Genomic DNA, 14,758 nt, shown 5'->3' with positions numbered 1-14,758 from the left:
GGTTCGATTGTGACGGAACTGGTACGCAACCGGTTCGCAAACTGGTTCATAAACGGCCAAAAACCCTTATTTTAGTTGTTTTTAACTAAAAAAGAGGGGTTTGTTGGCTCCGACGGTAGGGGTCGAACCTACGACCAATTGATTAACAGTCAACTGCTCTACCACTGAGCTACGTCGGAACATGGGGGCGATATAGCAACTGGGTTTTGCGGCGTCCAGAGGGATTTCACTTAAAGTTGGAAAAAAATCATTCTGGCTTCATTTTCTAGAAAAACGACTGGAGATATCGAGCGGGTTTTCGCAAGAAATTTCGTTATTGTAATATAAATCAATGAGATGGGCGAAGGCGTTGCGGGCCGCAGCGAAAAGGAGCGTGGGCGGGGTGTCGTGGTAGGCTTTGGCGGTTATTTCAGTCACGCTCTGTGGTGTGGCGGTGAGTGCCGCGAAAATCTGGGCCTCGCGGTGTTTTCTATGGGCGAGGAGGGCGGTGAGTGTGGTTTCTGGCGAGTCGATTGGCGCGCCGTGGCCAGGGTAAAACCGCGAGAGGCCAATGTTTTGGAGACGGCGAAGCGAGGCACGGTATTGGGTTAAGTCGCCGTCGGGCGGCGAGATAAGCGTGCTGGCCCACCCCATGACGTGATCGCCGGAAAACAGCGTGTCTCCGAAACGAAAGGAGAGGTGATTACAGAAATGGCCGGGCGTGTGCAGGGCGGTGAGGGTGCCGTCAAGCCACGTGATGTCGGCGTTGTCCGCCAGATACATGTCGGGGGTGAAATCGAGGTCGACGCCTTCGCCTCCGGCCACGTTGGATGTGGCTGCGAGGGTCGCCATGCGGGCGGACCTACCGGCGGAACTGGTGCCATATCCCCAAACTTTGGTACCGACTTCAGCGGCAAGGATTGGCGCAAGCGGGCTGTGATCGAGGTGGCTGTGAGTGACGGCAATGGCGGCGACCTGCCGTCCGTCAATTGCGGCCAGAAGCGCCTTGAGGTGCGCTGCATTGTTGGGCCCCGGGTCGATCACAACAAGGCTGTTTTGCCCCACCAGATAAGTGTTCGTGCCCCAATAGGTCATCGCCGAGGGATTGGGCGCGAGGACGCGGGTTACATTGGCGGCGAGGGCATCGGGGGTGCCGATTGAGGGCTTCATAGGAGGGCTGGGCATTGGGGCTTTCTTCTCTGAAAGGGCAGGGGTAGAGTTTGGCATGAAATTTACTTGGCTTAAACGATATATGCCCCGTAGTTTGAACGGGCGGGCAACGTTGATCTTGTTGCTTCCTGTTGTCGTGGTGCAAATTGTCGTGTCGATTGTCTTTGTGCAACGCCTTTATGAAGACGTTACGCGGCAAATGACGGGAAACATTTCGATCGAGTTGCGTTTCTTGCTAACAGATATCAACGCAGCCCCCGATTTGGAGGGGGCGGAGAGCGTGGTTGCGGAATTATCGCGCGCGCTTGATTTCGCGGTCCTGCTGCCCGCGGCTTCAGAGCCGATCACTCGACGGGGGTATGTGGATCTGTCGGGGCGGCTGATTATTTCAACGCTTGAGAACAACTTTCCGGGGTTGATCCATGTTGATCTGCAGGAAGATCCGCGCCGCGTGCATGTCTGGCTGGACACTGATTATGGGCCAGCGAAGGTTATTTTTCACCGCAACCGTGTGTCGGCGCGCAATCCGCATCAATTGATCGTTTTGACCCTCTCGGCGTCGATTGTTTTGTCGATTATTGCGTATCTGTTTTTGCGCAATCAATTGCGTCCCATTCGGCGGTTGGCAAGGGCGTCGACGGCGTTTGGTAAGGGGCAGTCGATTAAATATCACCCTTCAGGGGCCTTAGAAGTTCGCGCGGCAGGGACGGCGTTTTTGAATATGCGCGCTCGGATTGAACGCCACCTTGAGCAGCGCACGTTGATGCTTTCTGGCGTGTCACATGATCTGCGCAGCCCCCTTACGCGGTTTAAGCTCGGGTTGTCGATGTTGGACCCGAATGAGGATGTGAAGGCCCTTGAGCATGATGTCGACGAGATGGAGAGCTTGCTGGATGCGTTTCTTGATTTCGTGCGGGCCGATGCGGGGGAAGAGGCCTGTGATACCGATCCGCTGGCCCTCATTAACGATATTGTAACTGATGCTCGTCGGGCGGGCATGGACGTCAAGCTGTTCAAAGTTGAAGGTGTCAGCAGTGGCTTGACGGTACGCCTAAGACCCGTTGCCGTGCGGCGGGCGATTGAAAATCTGGTTCGTAATGCGGTGCGCTATGGTGGGCGCGCGGAAATTCGTGTGGTCGCGACGGAGCGGGCGTTCCTGTTTTGCGTTGAAGATCCGGGGCCGGGGATTCCGCCCGTGCATCGGGAAGAGGCGCTAAAACCCTTTGCGCGGCTAGATCCCGCACGCAACCAAAACAAAGGCAGCGGTGTTGGCTTAGGTCTGTCCATTGCGTTTGATATCGCGCGTGCGCATGGCGGAAATCTGCGTCTGGGAGAGAGCGAACGTTTAGGCGGGCTTCAAGCCGACCTTGTGATTCCACGATAAAAAACGCTGCACCCACAGGGGGAGCAGCGTTTAATTTTTAAACGTATTCAATGTGTTACGCTTGGCGGACCACCGCGGCTTCACGTGCTCTAACTTGATTGCGCGCGGAATCGTAAGCGTGATCTTGGCTGTTTTCGAGGTGGGGAAAGAGGGTGTAAAGCTCCTTGCGCGCCTCGTCATCCGCCATACCAGACACCATACGTTCGGAGGGGTGGAAGCTTTCGGCTTCGATGCCGTCCGCATAAACGATCTCGTGGTTGTCAAACGCCATGTGAATATAGGTGACGGGGGCCGTTGGCCGCTCTTGGATGATAGTTGAGTCGTTGCAAAGCGTGAAGGCCGGAACCAGAACGCCTTCCTCGGAGCCAAACATCATTTCCGCCCGCCAATCGCGGACAAGAATACGGTGCTGGCGCGAAACGCGCAGATCTTGAGAGGGCAGGTCTTTGCCCAACGCGCCCTGTTTGATCAACACGGGACGCAGATTTTTATTGAGGTCCATGTGAACGGGCGGCAATTCTGTTGCCCCAACCCAGCGCACCTCTTGCACGCCATGGTCGCGCGTCACAACACGATTACCTGCAACCAAGGTTTCGATGGCAACTTCGCCCGTCGGGGTCAAAATCATCGTGCCTGGAGTGAAACAAATCACCAAGGCGATTTCGTGGACCGTGGTCACAACTTGCTCGCCGCTTCCAGGATTACTCGGGTCCTCTGCGAAGTAGGCTTCCACCGTGACTGTGATGTCTTGTGGGGATTGGAAGGCGGGGTCGAGGGTGTAATTCCCGATGGACCACCCTAATTGAGTCGACGTCACTTCTGGGTCGCCCTCATTGAATATGAGAACTTGTGTAAACGGATCGCCGTTTGCGTCGAGACCTTCGACAGTCACTTCAAAACGCAAGAAGTCGGCGTCGGTAAGTGGCTCTACAATGATTGCAAGGAGTTCTTCGCCTGAAAGGACTTGGTCGGCACCAGATGTGTTATCAAGTTGGTTCAGATCGTCGAGGCTTGAATTTCTGCCAACACCGATACCGCTAATCTGCGTGTTAAAACCGTTTTCGAGGTTGCTGGCCGCACCAGAAATATTCTGACCGCCCGGATAGGCTTCGCCGTCCGACAAGAAGACGAGAACGTTGGTGTCGGCTGGGTCAACGCCTTCGGCGGTCCATGCGTCTCCGACGGCATTTAAGCCTGCAACGTAATTGGTTTGTCCGTTAGAGCCCGCAGAGCCAATACTGGACAACGCATCAGTGAAGGCAGCGGAATCATTGAGGGTATACGTCCCAACGACGCGTGCACCCGAGGCATATGTGATGAGGGTTATCGAAATCTCGCTTGGATCATAACCTGCATCAACATAGGCATCAAAAAGTTCCTGAGCGGCGAAAATTTCGGCTTGAAGGATTGTCTCGTTACGCCCGTCGCCGTCAAAATCTGTACCGGAACTTCCAGAGGTCGACCCCGACGTATCAATCGCAATCGCAATATTGACCTGTTCGGTCACATTCGCACCAGTGAGGTTTACGGAAAGGTCAAACCCATCTTGGCCGACATCGCCGTTGTCTGTTGTTTGAAGTTGGGATGTTTGCACGACTGTAATTGGGTTGTTGCTGTCCGGGTCGATCACGGTGTCCGGCGAAGTTTGCTCGTCGTATGGCAGCGAGGTATCAACCATCGGTACTCTCCAATTTTAAAATACACTGAATGAATGCTAGCTAGCTACGCTCAAATGAATAATCGGTTGAGCAATGCATAAGTATTCATAAATACACCCCCCCTTACAGATCAGGAGGCTTTGGTATTTCTAGCAAGCTTGCTTTCCAACAAGCAAGCGTTTTGGAAGGCAAAACTAAGGCGTTAACCAAGGTATTTCCGGTTTAAACGCGTTAATCTTTGGTGATTGTGGGGATTGTCCCTTAGGGCGATACAATGGCGCAGTATTCGCGGCCTAGCCAAAGAATTCGGAGGCGCCTTTGATGCAGAAATATCTTAGACGGGAAGAATCAATCAAGAGCATGACCTGCCTTCCGAAGGCGGGGATGCGGCCCCGCAAGCGCTTTGCTGAGCTTTAGAAAGTTAGCTCGGAAAGAACCTCAGTGTTGCGGTTTTTTGGCGTAAAAAGGGCGGTCCAATTCGTGCATCATCCGTTGAAAATCGTTGATCGTGAAGGTATACTCGGCTACGAGAGAATTTTGGAAGTTCCTCATGTAAATTTTGTTCGAACCTAGATTTTCAGGGCATAAAGTTGGCAGAGAATCGTTTTATGGAAGGAATATTGGATATGTTTAGAGGCGTTTTAACTGATAAGTTCAACAAGCGGCGCATGCGCTCCCTCACCGCGGTTTGGCTCGGCGTTTTTGCCCTCGCAACGCCAGTAAGTGCGCAGAACTCAGACAGTGTCGACTTGGCCAAAAAAATGTCCAACCCGATTTCCAGCCTGATCAGTGTGCCCTTTCAATTTAATTCCAATTCTGGATACGGCCCAAATGAGGGCACGCAGAATTATGTGAATATTCAGCCGGTGATCCCATTTAGCCTGAACGATGATTGGAACGTGATTTCTCGCACGATTTTGCCCGTCATTTCCAACAATGGTAACATGCCCGGAGGCTCGGCATTTGGCCTCGGCGATACCGTGCAAAGCGTTTTCTTCTCTCCCAAAGCTCCGACGAGTGGTGGCCTTATTTGGGGGGCTGGTCCTGTATTCTTGTTGCCCACGGCGACGGAAGAATCCCTAGGTACCGGTAAATGGGGCGCGGGTGTAACTGCCGTCGCACTTAAACAGTCGGGCGCTTGGACCGTTGGGGGGCTAGGCAATCATATCTGGTCAGTAGCAGGTGATAGCGACCGGGCAGACGTGAATTCGACATTTCTACAGCCCTTCGTGTCCTATACGACCAAGAAAGCCACAAGCTTCACGTTGAACACGGAAAGCACCTATGATTGGGAAACAGAGCAATGGTCGGTTCCGATTAACCTCATGGTCAATCAAATGATCAAGCTGGGCAAAAAACAACCCGCACAAATCGGATTGGGTGTGCGCTATTGGGCGCAAGCGCCTGATGGCGGGCCAGAGGGTTGGGGCTTGCGTCTAAACTTTGCGCTGCTTTACCCAAAATAGACCTATGGGTTGACTGTGTCGGCAAGCTCGCCAGCTGTCGACACAGCGAATCCTGCGCTTAATATAGGCTTTCGCAGAACGAATTGCCGTTTCCCTTAGTGGTGGAAAACGAAGACTGGCGGAGGATAAAGGATGGCGTTTGGTAGGCCCGGCAGGTATTAAATGGCGGGGCGTAAGTCTTTGTATTTAAACAATTTAACAGATTGTTTTTACCCACTTTTTAAAAGTGGGTAATGTTGGTGGGAGGTTTTGTGGCCAAATTGGCTACTATTCACCAGATTTTTGCGACCTCTTTTTCAAACTCAATCATGCCTTTTTCCGCCAAATCCCTGCGCTTGTTCGTCTTTATATAGGTCCGGACCTGCTCGGCGCTCGTGTGGCCCAGAACTGACATGATTACGTCTTCTGACAGGCCAAGCTCGGCAAGTATCGTTCCTACAGATTTTCTTAGGCCGTGGGCTGTTCTGTCTTCCAAGCCCGCCTCTTTTGCCCAATGGCTAAATCTCATTGAGCAGCTTTTTTCTGAGTAGGGAGCGCCGTTGGCAGTCTGTAGCCAAATCAGGTCATTAAATTTGACGCCAAGTTCGGTGCGAAGCACGGGGCTGATCGGTATCTCAATTTCATTTCCAGTCTTTACCTGGCGACAGTTTAAGAACGTCCCTTTGACGTTTGTTCGTCCCATCACTCTCACATCACTTATGCGCTGCCCTGTAAAAAGCAGTATTGCCAAGCAAATTCGCGCGTTGTGTCCTTGAGGGTAAAAATCTTTCATTCTTTTCACGTCTTCAAGTGACCATACAGCGTGGCCCTGTGTCGCGCCGCTAGGAATTTTGACTTTGGCGGCTGGATTGTCCAACAGATAGTCGTTTTCGGCTTCTACGGCCCATGCAAAAACGGCGCGCATAGCTTTGACAAAGTTCCTTGCAGCAAAACGCCTCGATCCGAAGGTATCTCTAACATCTGCGATATCCTTCGCTGTGAGGCTAGAGGCTGACACTTCGCCATAAGCTCTGCAAAAGCGAGTGTAAAAATTTGATCGCTGAATCTGCGTGTTATGCGCCAGCGCCTTAAATGTGCCGCTCGCTTGATACTTTCTGATGAGCCACTCGATGCTATTAACTGTGACTTTTTGGGATGGCGCAATTTCGCCCTTTTCCCATTGGTTGAATAGCCAGAGGTATTCCTTCCGAAACTCGGAGGTTCCCTCTGCGTGTTTTAGGCGGGTCTTTGTGGACAGAGGGGGGCTGAAATACCAGCGAGAATTGCCGTGCCGATCCTTGTCCCTGTAAAGGTATTTTTGTCGCTTGGTCAAATCGGCATCCCGAAGTTCATCTTTTTGATTGGTTGACTCTCTTCTTGCATGGCTTTTTCCAAGTCAGAACGCAACCAATAGGTGCCACCCGAGTCTTTTTGTCCTTCTGGCCAATTTTCAAGTTCTACCGCTCGACGAAAGGCTGTTTCAGACATACCACAATAATGAGCAGCTGCCTTTGCCTTCATCCTAAACGGAGTGAAGTGAAAGTTCATTGTGCGCCTCCTTTCTCAGTTATTGCGCGGATTACGGCAACAACGGACTCTTATGCGGCTTGACCGTTCGGCGGTTTGGCAAGGAAACGCGTGGCAAGGGTGACTGCAAGAGCGAAGTCTTCGGGCGTGCCGAAGGATTTCAGGGTTTCGCAATGGGCGTGGACTGTTTTGCCGTCGATATCGGTGGGGCCACGCAGTGCGGCCCGGGCCTTCTCTACGCGCTCTTCCGTGTCGGCCAATCGACTGGCAGCGTTTATCCAGTTGCAAATTGCTTCGCCTATGAGGGTGCCAGTTCCTACTACCCCGAAAAGTTGCACAATAACCTGATTGCCCTTCTCGGGGATCACAGGCCAAGTGCCGCCCTGTTCGACAACCCAGCTCGCGAAATGAGAGGGGCGTTCATCATCGGTGCGCATTTGCAGTGAGCCAATACAGGTGCGGATTGTGAGGGCGTCGATCATGTGCGCAGCGCCGCTTCTTGAGCGCGGTAGGCGAGAAGTTCGCCGATGATGTCGGGCAGGTACATCGCGAGGGCGGCTTGGTCTTCCAAGGATATGACGCCGCACACACGCTCTGGGCCGCCTTGTGCGAGGGCTCGCAGCGCGGCGGCAGGAACGCGTTCTTCACTGCTCAGCGCTTTTTCTGGTGTCGCTAAGACCGCCTGCGCGGTGGCTCTGGGTAAATCGGCTAAAAACATAAAGACCTCCATCGGGTTGATGGAGAATGTTTTCCACAGGAGAACTTGCCAGTCAATCATTTTATTTTCTGACAGAAATCTTTTTTACTGATATTTGGTGTGAATCAAAAGGGCCCACAGTCCAGTGAGCCTTTTTGATTTAGTTCAGGTTTGAACTTGCCTAGTCGCTGGAAGTCAATTCGCGAAGGTACTTCTCGGCTGCAAGTAGCCCCTGAAACTCTTCTCCATTTGTTGAAACGAAGCCGTTTGCAGTTCTAATTATTTGGTATCCTTTGTAGGTCTTAATTGGCTGTCCAGACAGGTTGGTTGGACCCTTGGATGTAGCAGCGTTCGCTTTAGGTGTACTGTGGTCAAACTGCGCGACGGCCCGACTATTCGTTTGTTCAGATTTTAGAAGTAATACAATTTCTCTTGTGTTTTCGGCAGTCGCAATGACCGCAAAACTCATTTGGCTCATTGCAACAATTAAAATGCCTGCGACAGCAACTGATATCGTTGCAACTAGGCCCTGGAATCCGCTTGTTTGAAACCAAACCAATATTGAAGATGCTGCAAGGAGCCAGCCTATACCTGACGTTAATCCGAGTGCAATTTTTGCGGTACCAAAATTCTGTTCCATCAAGGCTCCAATTTTGTTTTTTGCTTAACGATTGTTCCTGATGTTCTAGTTGTTTTCACGCCAGCCAGTGTTTTCGTAGTGTCCTTTAATAATGGAGCGATTCCAAAGTGGTAGGCCGATAAAAAGACCGTTTGCAGTAAAAAAGCTGATAAAAGCCCAGCCCCATGCACCCTTTGCGGCATAATAGATAAAGCCAAACAAAAACGCCCAGAGACGATGAAGTCCGCCTAGTACTTTGCGTTCGACGCCGCTGGTTGCGTTGGTCATGTACATAATGTTCTCCGCTAAATTGTAATTACGTCTTCTTTTGAAATGTGTCGTCTTAATTTCGCGGCCCATTTTAGGCGCACGCCATATTCAGTTTGATTTGTATTGTTGGCGCTATGTAAGTCGAATGTGCCTTTTTCGCGTCCTAAAAGGATCTGTTTTACCAGAGCTCGTCCGTCTTCGGTTTCGCAAATTGAAACCTTACCGATTGCTGTTTCGTCGACCCCCCAGAAATGGCGGGTAAAGAGTAGAATGTCGGCGGATTGGATGAGTGGAACCATGGAGTCACCTTCGACTTCAACAGCGACGATATTGGTGGCTGGGAGATCGTCCGGGCACTCAATGTGAAATAGCCCGCCACCTTTAGCGTATGCGTCTACGAGTTCTACTGCGGCTCCAGCCCCAACGCGACCTGCTACGGCTATGGTGCGATCTTTCTGGTAGAGTGCCCCTATGTCCATATCAAGCGTGGTGGCAATTTTCTCTAATACTTCGAGGGATGGTGTTTTTTGGTTGTTGATTATGCTGCTGATATATCCAGGGGACATATCAAGAGTTTCAGCAAGTCGAGCTTGCTTCATGCCTCGCCGGTTTAGTGCTGATTTAATGTCGAGTTTCATACGGTCTATTTGACTTGAATTGCTTGGTCCGTCCATTAACTGAGAGAAAATGTTTTCTGTTGGGGAATAATTGTCTTGACTACTAAAGTTCCCTGACAGAGAACTATCTTTATGTTGAAGCATCATATCATCCAATCTGAGTTGTCACGCCAGCAATGGGCCACGCGATTGGGCGTGAGTAAGTCCTATCTCTCCATGCTGGAGAATGCGAAGAAAGTTCCTTCGCTGGTTCTGGCGGTAAAAATTGAAAATCTAACTGGCGGGAAAGTCCCCGCGGCAAGTTGGGTTTCCGATCCTGCCGTTGTTGGGGGCGAATAATGGTTGTTCAGGTTTCATTCTCAAAAGCTAGCGCAGGGCCGCATGGTAAGTCGTCAGGTTCTTGTTCCGGAAAGTTTTCCGAGCGTTCCGAGGTTCTGTCTTACAGGCAGGCGTTTGGGACTGTTTGGAGCGAATTGCTCCATGAGATGTTCGAAAGCCCTGTTGATGCCGCTCAGTTTTTTCGGGTGGATGCGTCGACGGCTGAAAAATGGTGGAAGGGGCTCAATGCTCCGCAAGGCTGGGTGATTGGTCGTGCTTTGGCGCATCCCAAGACCCGCGACGCCACGCTCAAAACATTGGTTGCTGCGCTATGATGCGGTTTTTGCTGAAGGTATTTAACGCCGAACTTTTGGCCGCGCTGCGCGTTCAGGCATTTGGAAAATGGTGGGCGTTTCGCGCTTATCGCCGTGCTGAAAAGGTCGAGGACCGCATTTCCGAGGGGGATGAATGATGGGTAGGGCGGCTGGACGGGCGAAGGACGCTAAGCGGGTTCGCGAAGAACTTGTTTTGCTGTTCATCGAGCTGCGGTGCAATGGGTGGTCCTGTCAGCGCATTGCCGACGCCTTTGGTTTTAAGCGCGGATACATCATAACTGCGACCAATTCTGTTAAAGTGGCCGACATTGCGCTTTGTGGTCCTTCCGTCGCGGAGGGTTACTGGTGACGGTGCGCGCGTTCCAAGAAATTACGATCGGCAATGCCCGGATGATCTATGGCGATTGTCGCGAGGTTTTACCCAAGCTCGGGGCCTGCGCAGATATGTTGTTTTGCGATGTTGCCTATGATTTGAGTTCAGGTGGCAACGCGCATCAATCCATGGGTGGTTTGTTTGCGCAGGACGCGTATGACAACAGCGGTAAGCTGATGCCAACCGTTGATTGGGAAGAACTTGGCGGGCCGTTTTTTCGCGCCTGCAAGCCAGATGCCGATGCCTACATCATGTCAAATGACAAGAACCTGTTTCGGGCCGGTGTTGCTTTTGAAGGGGCAGGGTGGAAGTTCCACAACCTTCTCGTTTGGGACAAAGTGCGTGCCACGCGCAATCGCTGGTACATGAAAAACCTCGAATTCACGATTTATTTCTGGAAGGGCAAAGCCGATCCCAAGGGCATTAACGATTGTGGGTCAAAGCAATCTTTCCAGTTGAACGCCAAAAAACTCACCAATCATCCGACCGAAAAGCCTGTCGAGCTGGCCCGCCACTATATCCTCAACTCCTCAAATCAAGGCGATCTGATTTTGGACCCGATGATGGGCAGCGGCACGGCGATCGTGGCGGCCATTCAATCGTCGCGGGGCGGTCTCGGGATCGAATGCGATTTCAAATGGTTTGAAGTGGCCTGCAACCGTGTTGCGGCTGCGCAGGATTTACCGCGCCCTGATCTTTCAGATTTCGTGATCGGTGAAAGGATTTTGGCATGAGTGTTGGCCTCGACCCTCTCCCGCCGAAATTTATCGCAGACGCCATCACCGTGGCAGGTGACGCCAAATTGGGCCGTCACGGCACGATTGCGCTGCTGCGTCTTGCGCGTGGGGCCCTGCGGGAAACGGCAAAAGGGAACGATGTTTCCGAGGCAATTTCCGAGTTTCTAGAAACGGTTTCAAACAATCCATTTGAAGCCGGTGAAAAGCTGCATTGCTTTCTGCTTGCTCAATTTCCAGCGCCCAACCCAGAGGCGCGCGAACCCCTCCATGATTGGCAGAAAAGGGCGGATTTAAGATGACGGAAAAGACACAAAAAGCCGAGCAACTTATGCTGTCGATGGCGGTGATGTTCGCCCTGCGCACGGTACCGCCAGAAAATCTCGCGATGTGGCTTGCTTGCCTGCGGGAAGTCCTTCCGAAGGTTGGGGAGACTAGCGAGGATATTATCGTAATTCGCTCCTATCTTGAGGCGTATATGAACGCTCAAGATGGCAGGGAAAGATCCTTGGCATTAGATAGTTTGGCCCTGCGCCTGCGGTCTTATTTCGAGCGCTCGTCTGCGGCGCGTTTGGAAAAGTTTCGAGATGAGTTAAGTGGCACAAAGGTATGAATATGCAAAACAAAACGCATTTCAAGCCGGACCCAAGGTTGGAAGAGGCAAAGGCCATTTCAACGGTTGAAGTTGCGCGGCGGCTGGAGGTGCCTAAGCTGATCGACAACGGCACTTGGAAGTCTGGACCCTGCTTCTCTTGCGGCGGGCGCGATCGGTTCAATATCCACAAGCAAGACGGCGGTTTCTTTTGCCGCCATAAATGCGGCGTTGGCGGAAATGACGGTATTGCGTTGGTCCAACAATTCCTCGGCGTTGATTTTCGGGCGGCCTTGACCTGGTTGTGCGGCGATAGCACGGCGGTTGTGGATCCAGCGGAATTGGAGCGTCGCAAAAAACGGCGTGAGGCCGAGGAATCCAAGGTAAAAGACTATGCTGAACGTGCGCGCATTCGGGCGCGGGCCGATGCGGATGCCATTTGGCGGCGCACGGTTCCTGCAAAAGGCACCTTGGTTGAGAACTATTTCGCGCTTCGTGGTTTGAATTTACCCGAAGTGCCAGCGGCCATTCGGTTTCTGCCGGATCATCCCTATGTCAAGAAAATGAACGGGCGATTTGAAACCTTGCACCGTGGCCCCTGCATGATCGCACGGATCCTTGACCCTCGGGGAATGGGCGTCGCGGTGCACCAAACATGGATCGATCTCTCAACGCCCAAAGGAAAAGCAGAAATACGTTTTGAGGGCGTCGATTACGTTGCCAAATTGGTGCGTGGTTCCATGAAAGGTGGCGTGATCCCTTTGCGAAAGCCAGTTGGCGCGCACACGCTGGTCATGGCCGAAGGGATTGAGACTACGTTGGCGGCGCTGGTGGCGGATTGCGTCCCTGATGCGGCCTATTTCAGTGGGATTTCGCTTGGCAACTTGTCCGGGCAAATGACCAAAGTGAAGGGCGTGGCGCATTCGGGGCAACCAAAACTGGATGACAAAACGGCGTTTGTACCTGGTCCATGGGTGCGGTCCCTTATTCTTGTCCAAGATGGCGATAGTGCGCCCAAAATGACCAGAGCAAAGTTAGAGGCCTGCATTCTACGTGCAAAGAGCCTTCGACCCGGCCTGCGCGGATTTATCGTCCACGCAGGAGTGGGCATCGATCTGAATGATTTACTACTTAGAGGGGCAGTCCGCGATGAATGACGGCATTGAGCAAGTTCGGGAAGTCTTCCAAGGCGCGGAAGAAGTTGGTGGCGCGGGCAATGACTCGACCGACTGGTCCCCACTAGAGGGCTTTGATGGCGGTGCGCGCGCGCCACGCCGCTCGATCGAGGAAATTCTGCCCGAGGGTTTTCCCATTATTCCACTGGGTCAGTCGGCTGGAAAGTTCTATTTCCTCTCGGCGCGGGGTGAAATTATTTCCCACGCGGCGGGCGCTTTGGGGATGCGCTCCAACCTTGTGGCCCTGATTTCGGGCGTCGATGATCCGATTTGGTGGCTTGGCAAGATTGCTATGCCCGGACCCAAGGACGATGGCTTTAAATCAACCACGGCGGCGGATGTTCTGATGGAGGCTGCGAGCTCGCTGCCACTCTTTGATCCCTCGATGCCGATGCGCAACTTTGGGACATGGCGGGCGGAAACGGGCATTCCCGTCGTGCATTTGGGAGAGACAATCCAATGCGGCAAGAATGAACCACGTCGCGGCCGGATGATCGGTAAGGCGCTTTATCCAGCGGTGCCCGCGCGCGCGTTCCCCTCGGACGTCAAGGCGTCGGCGGATGATTTGGACTGGATACGCGAGAGATTGCAGCGGTATTGGTCTTGGTTGGGCGACAATGATGCGGCCTTGATTATGGGGTGGATCGGTCAAGCGGCCTTGGGGCAGTTTCCAGATTGGCGCACCCATATGTGGATCAAAGGCAAGCAGGGCTCGGGAAAAACCACGCTGCTCGCCATCATTTCCGATCTGCTCGGTGGGATGTCGTCAGGTGTGCGCAACAGTACATCGGCGGCGGCCGTCCGACAGACCACCAACAGGCAAGCGCTCGCGCGGCTTTTCGATGAGGCCGAAACCGAAGGCGGTGCGGGGCAAATTGAGGAAGTGATCAAGCTTTTCCGTCTCATGTCTGGGTCCGAAGGGGCAAGTGTGGAGCGCGGAACCGCCGACCACGCGGGGATCCGCTTTGAATTGCACGGGGCAGGGCTGTTGGCTTCGATTATTCCAGGCGCCATGTCCCCACAGGATCGCTCGCGCTTTGTTATGTTGTCGGTAAACGAGGCTCCAAAGTCTGAATCGCCTGCCGATACGGCGGCCCGATTGAATGAGTTGCAGGTCGATGCAAAGGAGCTGGGTCCGAAGGTATGGCGGCGGATGCTCGATCTTGCCCCGCATCGATGGGACGAAGCCTTCCGTGTTTACAATAGTTTGGTGCAGCGGCTCGGCGCGCGCTCCCGATCAGGTGACACCATAGGCGCGATTTTGGCGGGTTGGGATCTCATGTTCTTTGACGACCCTGTGATTGACAAGAAAACGGGCGTTGCCAATCCCGATCGGATGGCCCGCGCCATCGAATTGGCACAACCTCTCATCGCTGTCGCATCGGAAGCAGAAGAGGAGGGCGAAGGCGAGAGATGTCTGCGCACTTTGTTTGCAGGGCTTATTCACAAGGATCATGGGGGTGTGGCGACGGTCAACGAAATCATCGAAAGTGCGATGAAAAACGGGACCACTGAGGACTATCAGGACAAGCTTCTGGGCCGGATTGGCCTGCGTTTCCTGAAGCGAGAAAAGAACACCCACGAACTGTTTATCGCCAACCCAGCCAACCCGCTCCTCGATCGGGTCTTTGCGGGCACGCGTTGGCGAGGCGGGGGGCACAGGGCGGCACTTGAGACGATTGCCTCGGTGTCACCGTCGCCGTCGCCCATTCGAGTGACAGGGCGGCCTACGCGTGGCTTGATCATCCCCAGTCGCCTGTTGCCCGGATTTGACGAGCCGGAGGTTGAACCCATTGATTTCTGAGGTGGCCCCATAAGCGTAACGTTTTCGACCTGACCGTTACGCTATCGTTACGGCAAGCGTT

20 protein-coding genes and 1 tRNA gene are annotated in these 14,758 nt (G+C 53.1%); 11 read left to right on the top strand and 10 right to left on the bottom strand.

The annotated features are described in order from the left end of the window. Positions 1–104: 104 nt before the first annotated feature. A tRNA-Asn gene (locus tag AB9F27_RS12750) sits at positions 105–179 on the bottom strand. A gap of 79 nt (positions 180–258) precedes the next feature. After that, entirely contained in the window at positions 259–1,164 is a 906-nt protein-coding gene (locus AB9F27_RS12745) for an MBL fold metallo-hydrolase (protein ID WP_335586646.1), read from the bottom strand. Between the two features lie 40 nt (positions 1,165–1,204). Between AB9F27_RS12745 and AB9F27_RS12740 the strand changes: the two genes are divergently transcribed. Beyond that, positions 1,205–2,533 carry an ATP-binding protein gene (locus tag AB9F27_RS12740; RefSeq protein WP_335586647.1) on the top strand — a complete coding sequence of 443 codons (1,329 nt, stop codon included), beginning with the start codon at positions 1,205–1,207 and terminating at the stop codon, positions 2,531–2,533. A gap of 55 nt (positions 2,534–2,588) precedes the next feature. Here the strand turns inward: AB9F27_RS12740 and AB9F27_RS12735 are convergent, their stop codons facing one another. Beyond that, complete coding sequence (locus tag AB9F27_RS12735; protein ID WP_335586648.1) at positions 2,589–4,211, bottom strand: Hint domain-containing protein; 1,623 nt, start codon at positions 4,209–4,211, stop codon at positions 2,589–2,591. Between the two features lie 606 nt (positions 4,212–4,817). On the opposite strand from AB9F27_RS12735, the gene AB9F27_RS12730 reads away from it, so the two are divergent. Beyond that, entirely contained in the window at positions 4,818–5,657 is an 840-nt protein-coding gene (locus AB9F27_RS12730) for a transporter (RefSeq protein WP_335586649.1), read from the top strand. Positions 5,658–5,928: 271 nt separating this feature from the next. Here the strand turns inward: AB9F27_RS12730 and AB9F27_RS12725 are convergent, their stop codons facing one another. From AB9F27_RS12725 to AB9F27_RS12695, 7 genes are all read right to left on the bottom strand, one after another. Beyond that, entirely contained in the window at positions 5,929–6,969 is a 1,041-nt protein-coding gene (locus AB9F27_RS12725) for a tyrosine-type recombinase/integrase (protein ID WP_369757789.1), read from the bottom strand. Then, positions 6,966–7,184 carry a hypothetical protein gene (locus AB9F27_RS12720; RefSeq protein ID WP_369757788.1) on the bottom strand — a complete coding sequence of 73 codons (219 nt, stop codon included), beginning with the start codon at positions 7,182–7,184 and terminating at the stop codon, positions 6,966–6,968. The genes AB9F27_RS12725 and AB9F27_RS12720 overlap by 4 nt, the downstream gene beginning before the upstream one ends. A gap of 50 nt (positions 7,185–7,234) precedes the next feature. Continuing rightward, positions 7,235–7,645: a hypothetical protein gene (locus AB9F27_RS12715; RefSeq protein WP_369757787.1), complete on the bottom strand. Its 411-nt coding sequence runs from the start codon at positions 7,643–7,645 to the stop codon at positions 7,235–7,237. Next, positions 7,642–7,941, bottom strand: a complete 300-nt coding sequence (locus AB9F27_RS12710; protein WP_369757786.1) for a hypothetical protein — start codon at positions 7,939–7,941, stop codon at positions 7,642–7,644. The genes AB9F27_RS12715 and AB9F27_RS12710 overlap by 4 nt, the downstream gene beginning before the upstream one ends. A 100-nt stretch (positions 7,942–8,041) precedes the next feature. After that, positions 8,042–8,500, bottom strand: a complete 459-nt coding sequence (locus AB9F27_RS12705; RefSeq protein ID WP_369757785.1) for a hypothetical protein — start codon at positions 8,498–8,500, stop codon at positions 8,042–8,044. Positions 8,501–8,545: 45 nt separating this feature from the next. Continuing rightward, positions 8,546–8,767, bottom strand: a complete 222-nt coding sequence (locus AB9F27_RS12700) for a hypothetical protein (RefSeq protein WP_369757784.1) — start codon at positions 8,765–8,767, stop codon at positions 8,546–8,548. 17 nt (positions 8,768–8,784) lie between these two features. Continuing rightward, on the bottom strand, positions 8,785–9,510 hold the full coding sequence (locus tag AB9F27_RS12695) for an XRE family transcriptional regulator (protein ID WP_369757783.1): 726 nt from the start codon (positions 9,508–9,510) through the stop codon (positions 8,785–8,787). Between AB9F27_RS12695 and AB9F27_RS12690 the strand changes: the two genes are divergently transcribed. From AB9F27_RS12690 to AB9F27_RS12650, 9 genes are read left to right on the top strand one after another with little or no spacing between them, the layout of a single operon-like run. Continuing rightward, positions 9,499–9,705, top strand: a complete 207-nt coding sequence (locus AB9F27_RS12690) for a helix-turn-helix domain-containing protein (protein ID WP_369757782.1) — start codon at positions 9,499–9,501, stop codon at positions 9,703–9,705. The two genes, AB9F27_RS12695 and AB9F27_RS12690, sit on opposite strands and share 12 nt — an antisense overlap. Beyond that, positions 9,705–10,019 (top strand): hypothetical protein, encoded by a 315-nt coding sequence (locus AB9F27_RS12685; RefSeq protein WP_369757781.1) that lies wholly within the window; start codon positions 9,705–9,707, stop codon positions 10,017–10,019. The genes AB9F27_RS12690 and AB9F27_RS12685 overlap by 1 nt, the downstream gene beginning before the upstream one ends. Further along, entirely contained in the window at positions 10,016–10,156 is a 141-nt protein-coding gene (locus tag AB9F27_RS12680; RefSeq protein WP_369757780.1) for a hypothetical protein, read from the top strand. Before AB9F27_RS12685 ends, AB9F27_RS12680 begins: the two co-directional genes overlap by 4 nt. Further along, entirely contained in the window at positions 10,153–10,368 is a 216-nt protein-coding gene (locus AB9F27_RS12675; protein ID WP_369757779.1) for a hypothetical protein, read from the top strand. Before AB9F27_RS12680 ends, AB9F27_RS12675 begins: the two co-directional genes overlap by 4 nt. Further along, positions 10,365–11,126, top strand: coding sequence for a site-specific DNA-methyltransferase (locus AB9F27_RS12670; protein WP_369757778.1), 762 nt, complete (start codon positions 10,365–10,367; stop codon positions 11,124–11,126). Before AB9F27_RS12675 ends, AB9F27_RS12670 begins: the two co-directional genes overlap by 4 nt. Further along, complete coding sequence (locus AB9F27_RS12665) at positions 11,123–11,428, top strand: hypothetical protein (protein ID WP_369757777.1); 306 nt, start codon at positions 11,123–11,125, stop codon at positions 11,426–11,428. The genes AB9F27_RS12670 and AB9F27_RS12665 overlap by 4 nt, the downstream gene beginning before the upstream one ends. Further along, entirely contained in the window at positions 11,425–11,739 is a 315-nt protein-coding gene (locus AB9F27_RS12660) for a hypothetical protein (protein ID WP_369757776.1), read from the top strand. The genes AB9F27_RS12665 and AB9F27_RS12660 overlap by 4 nt, the downstream gene beginning before the upstream one ends. A 2-nt stretch (positions 11,740–11,741) precedes the next feature. Then, positions 11,742–12,875 (top strand): hypothetical protein, encoded by a 1,134-nt coding sequence (locus AB9F27_RS12655; RefSeq protein ID WP_369757775.1) that lies wholly within the window; start codon positions 11,742–11,744, stop codon positions 12,873–12,875. Then, positions 12,838–14,697, top strand: coding sequence for a hypothetical protein (locus tag AB9F27_RS12650; protein WP_369757774.1), 1,860 nt, complete (start codon positions 12,838–12,840; stop codon positions 14,695–14,697). The genes AB9F27_RS12655 and AB9F27_RS12650 overlap by 38 nt, the downstream gene beginning before the upstream one ends. Positions 14,698–14,758 lie beyond the last annotated feature (61 nt).

The sequence above is a fragment of the Falsihalocynthiibacter sp. CO-5D18 genome, from assembly GCF_041205445.1.
In the GTDB taxonomy this organism is placed as follows: Bacteria; Pseudomonadota; Alphaproteobacteria; order Rhodobacterales; family Rhodobacteraceae; genus Falsihalocynthiibacter; species Falsihalocynthiibacter arcticus.
This window is presented reverse-complemented; position numbering and strand designations above follow the sequence as displayed.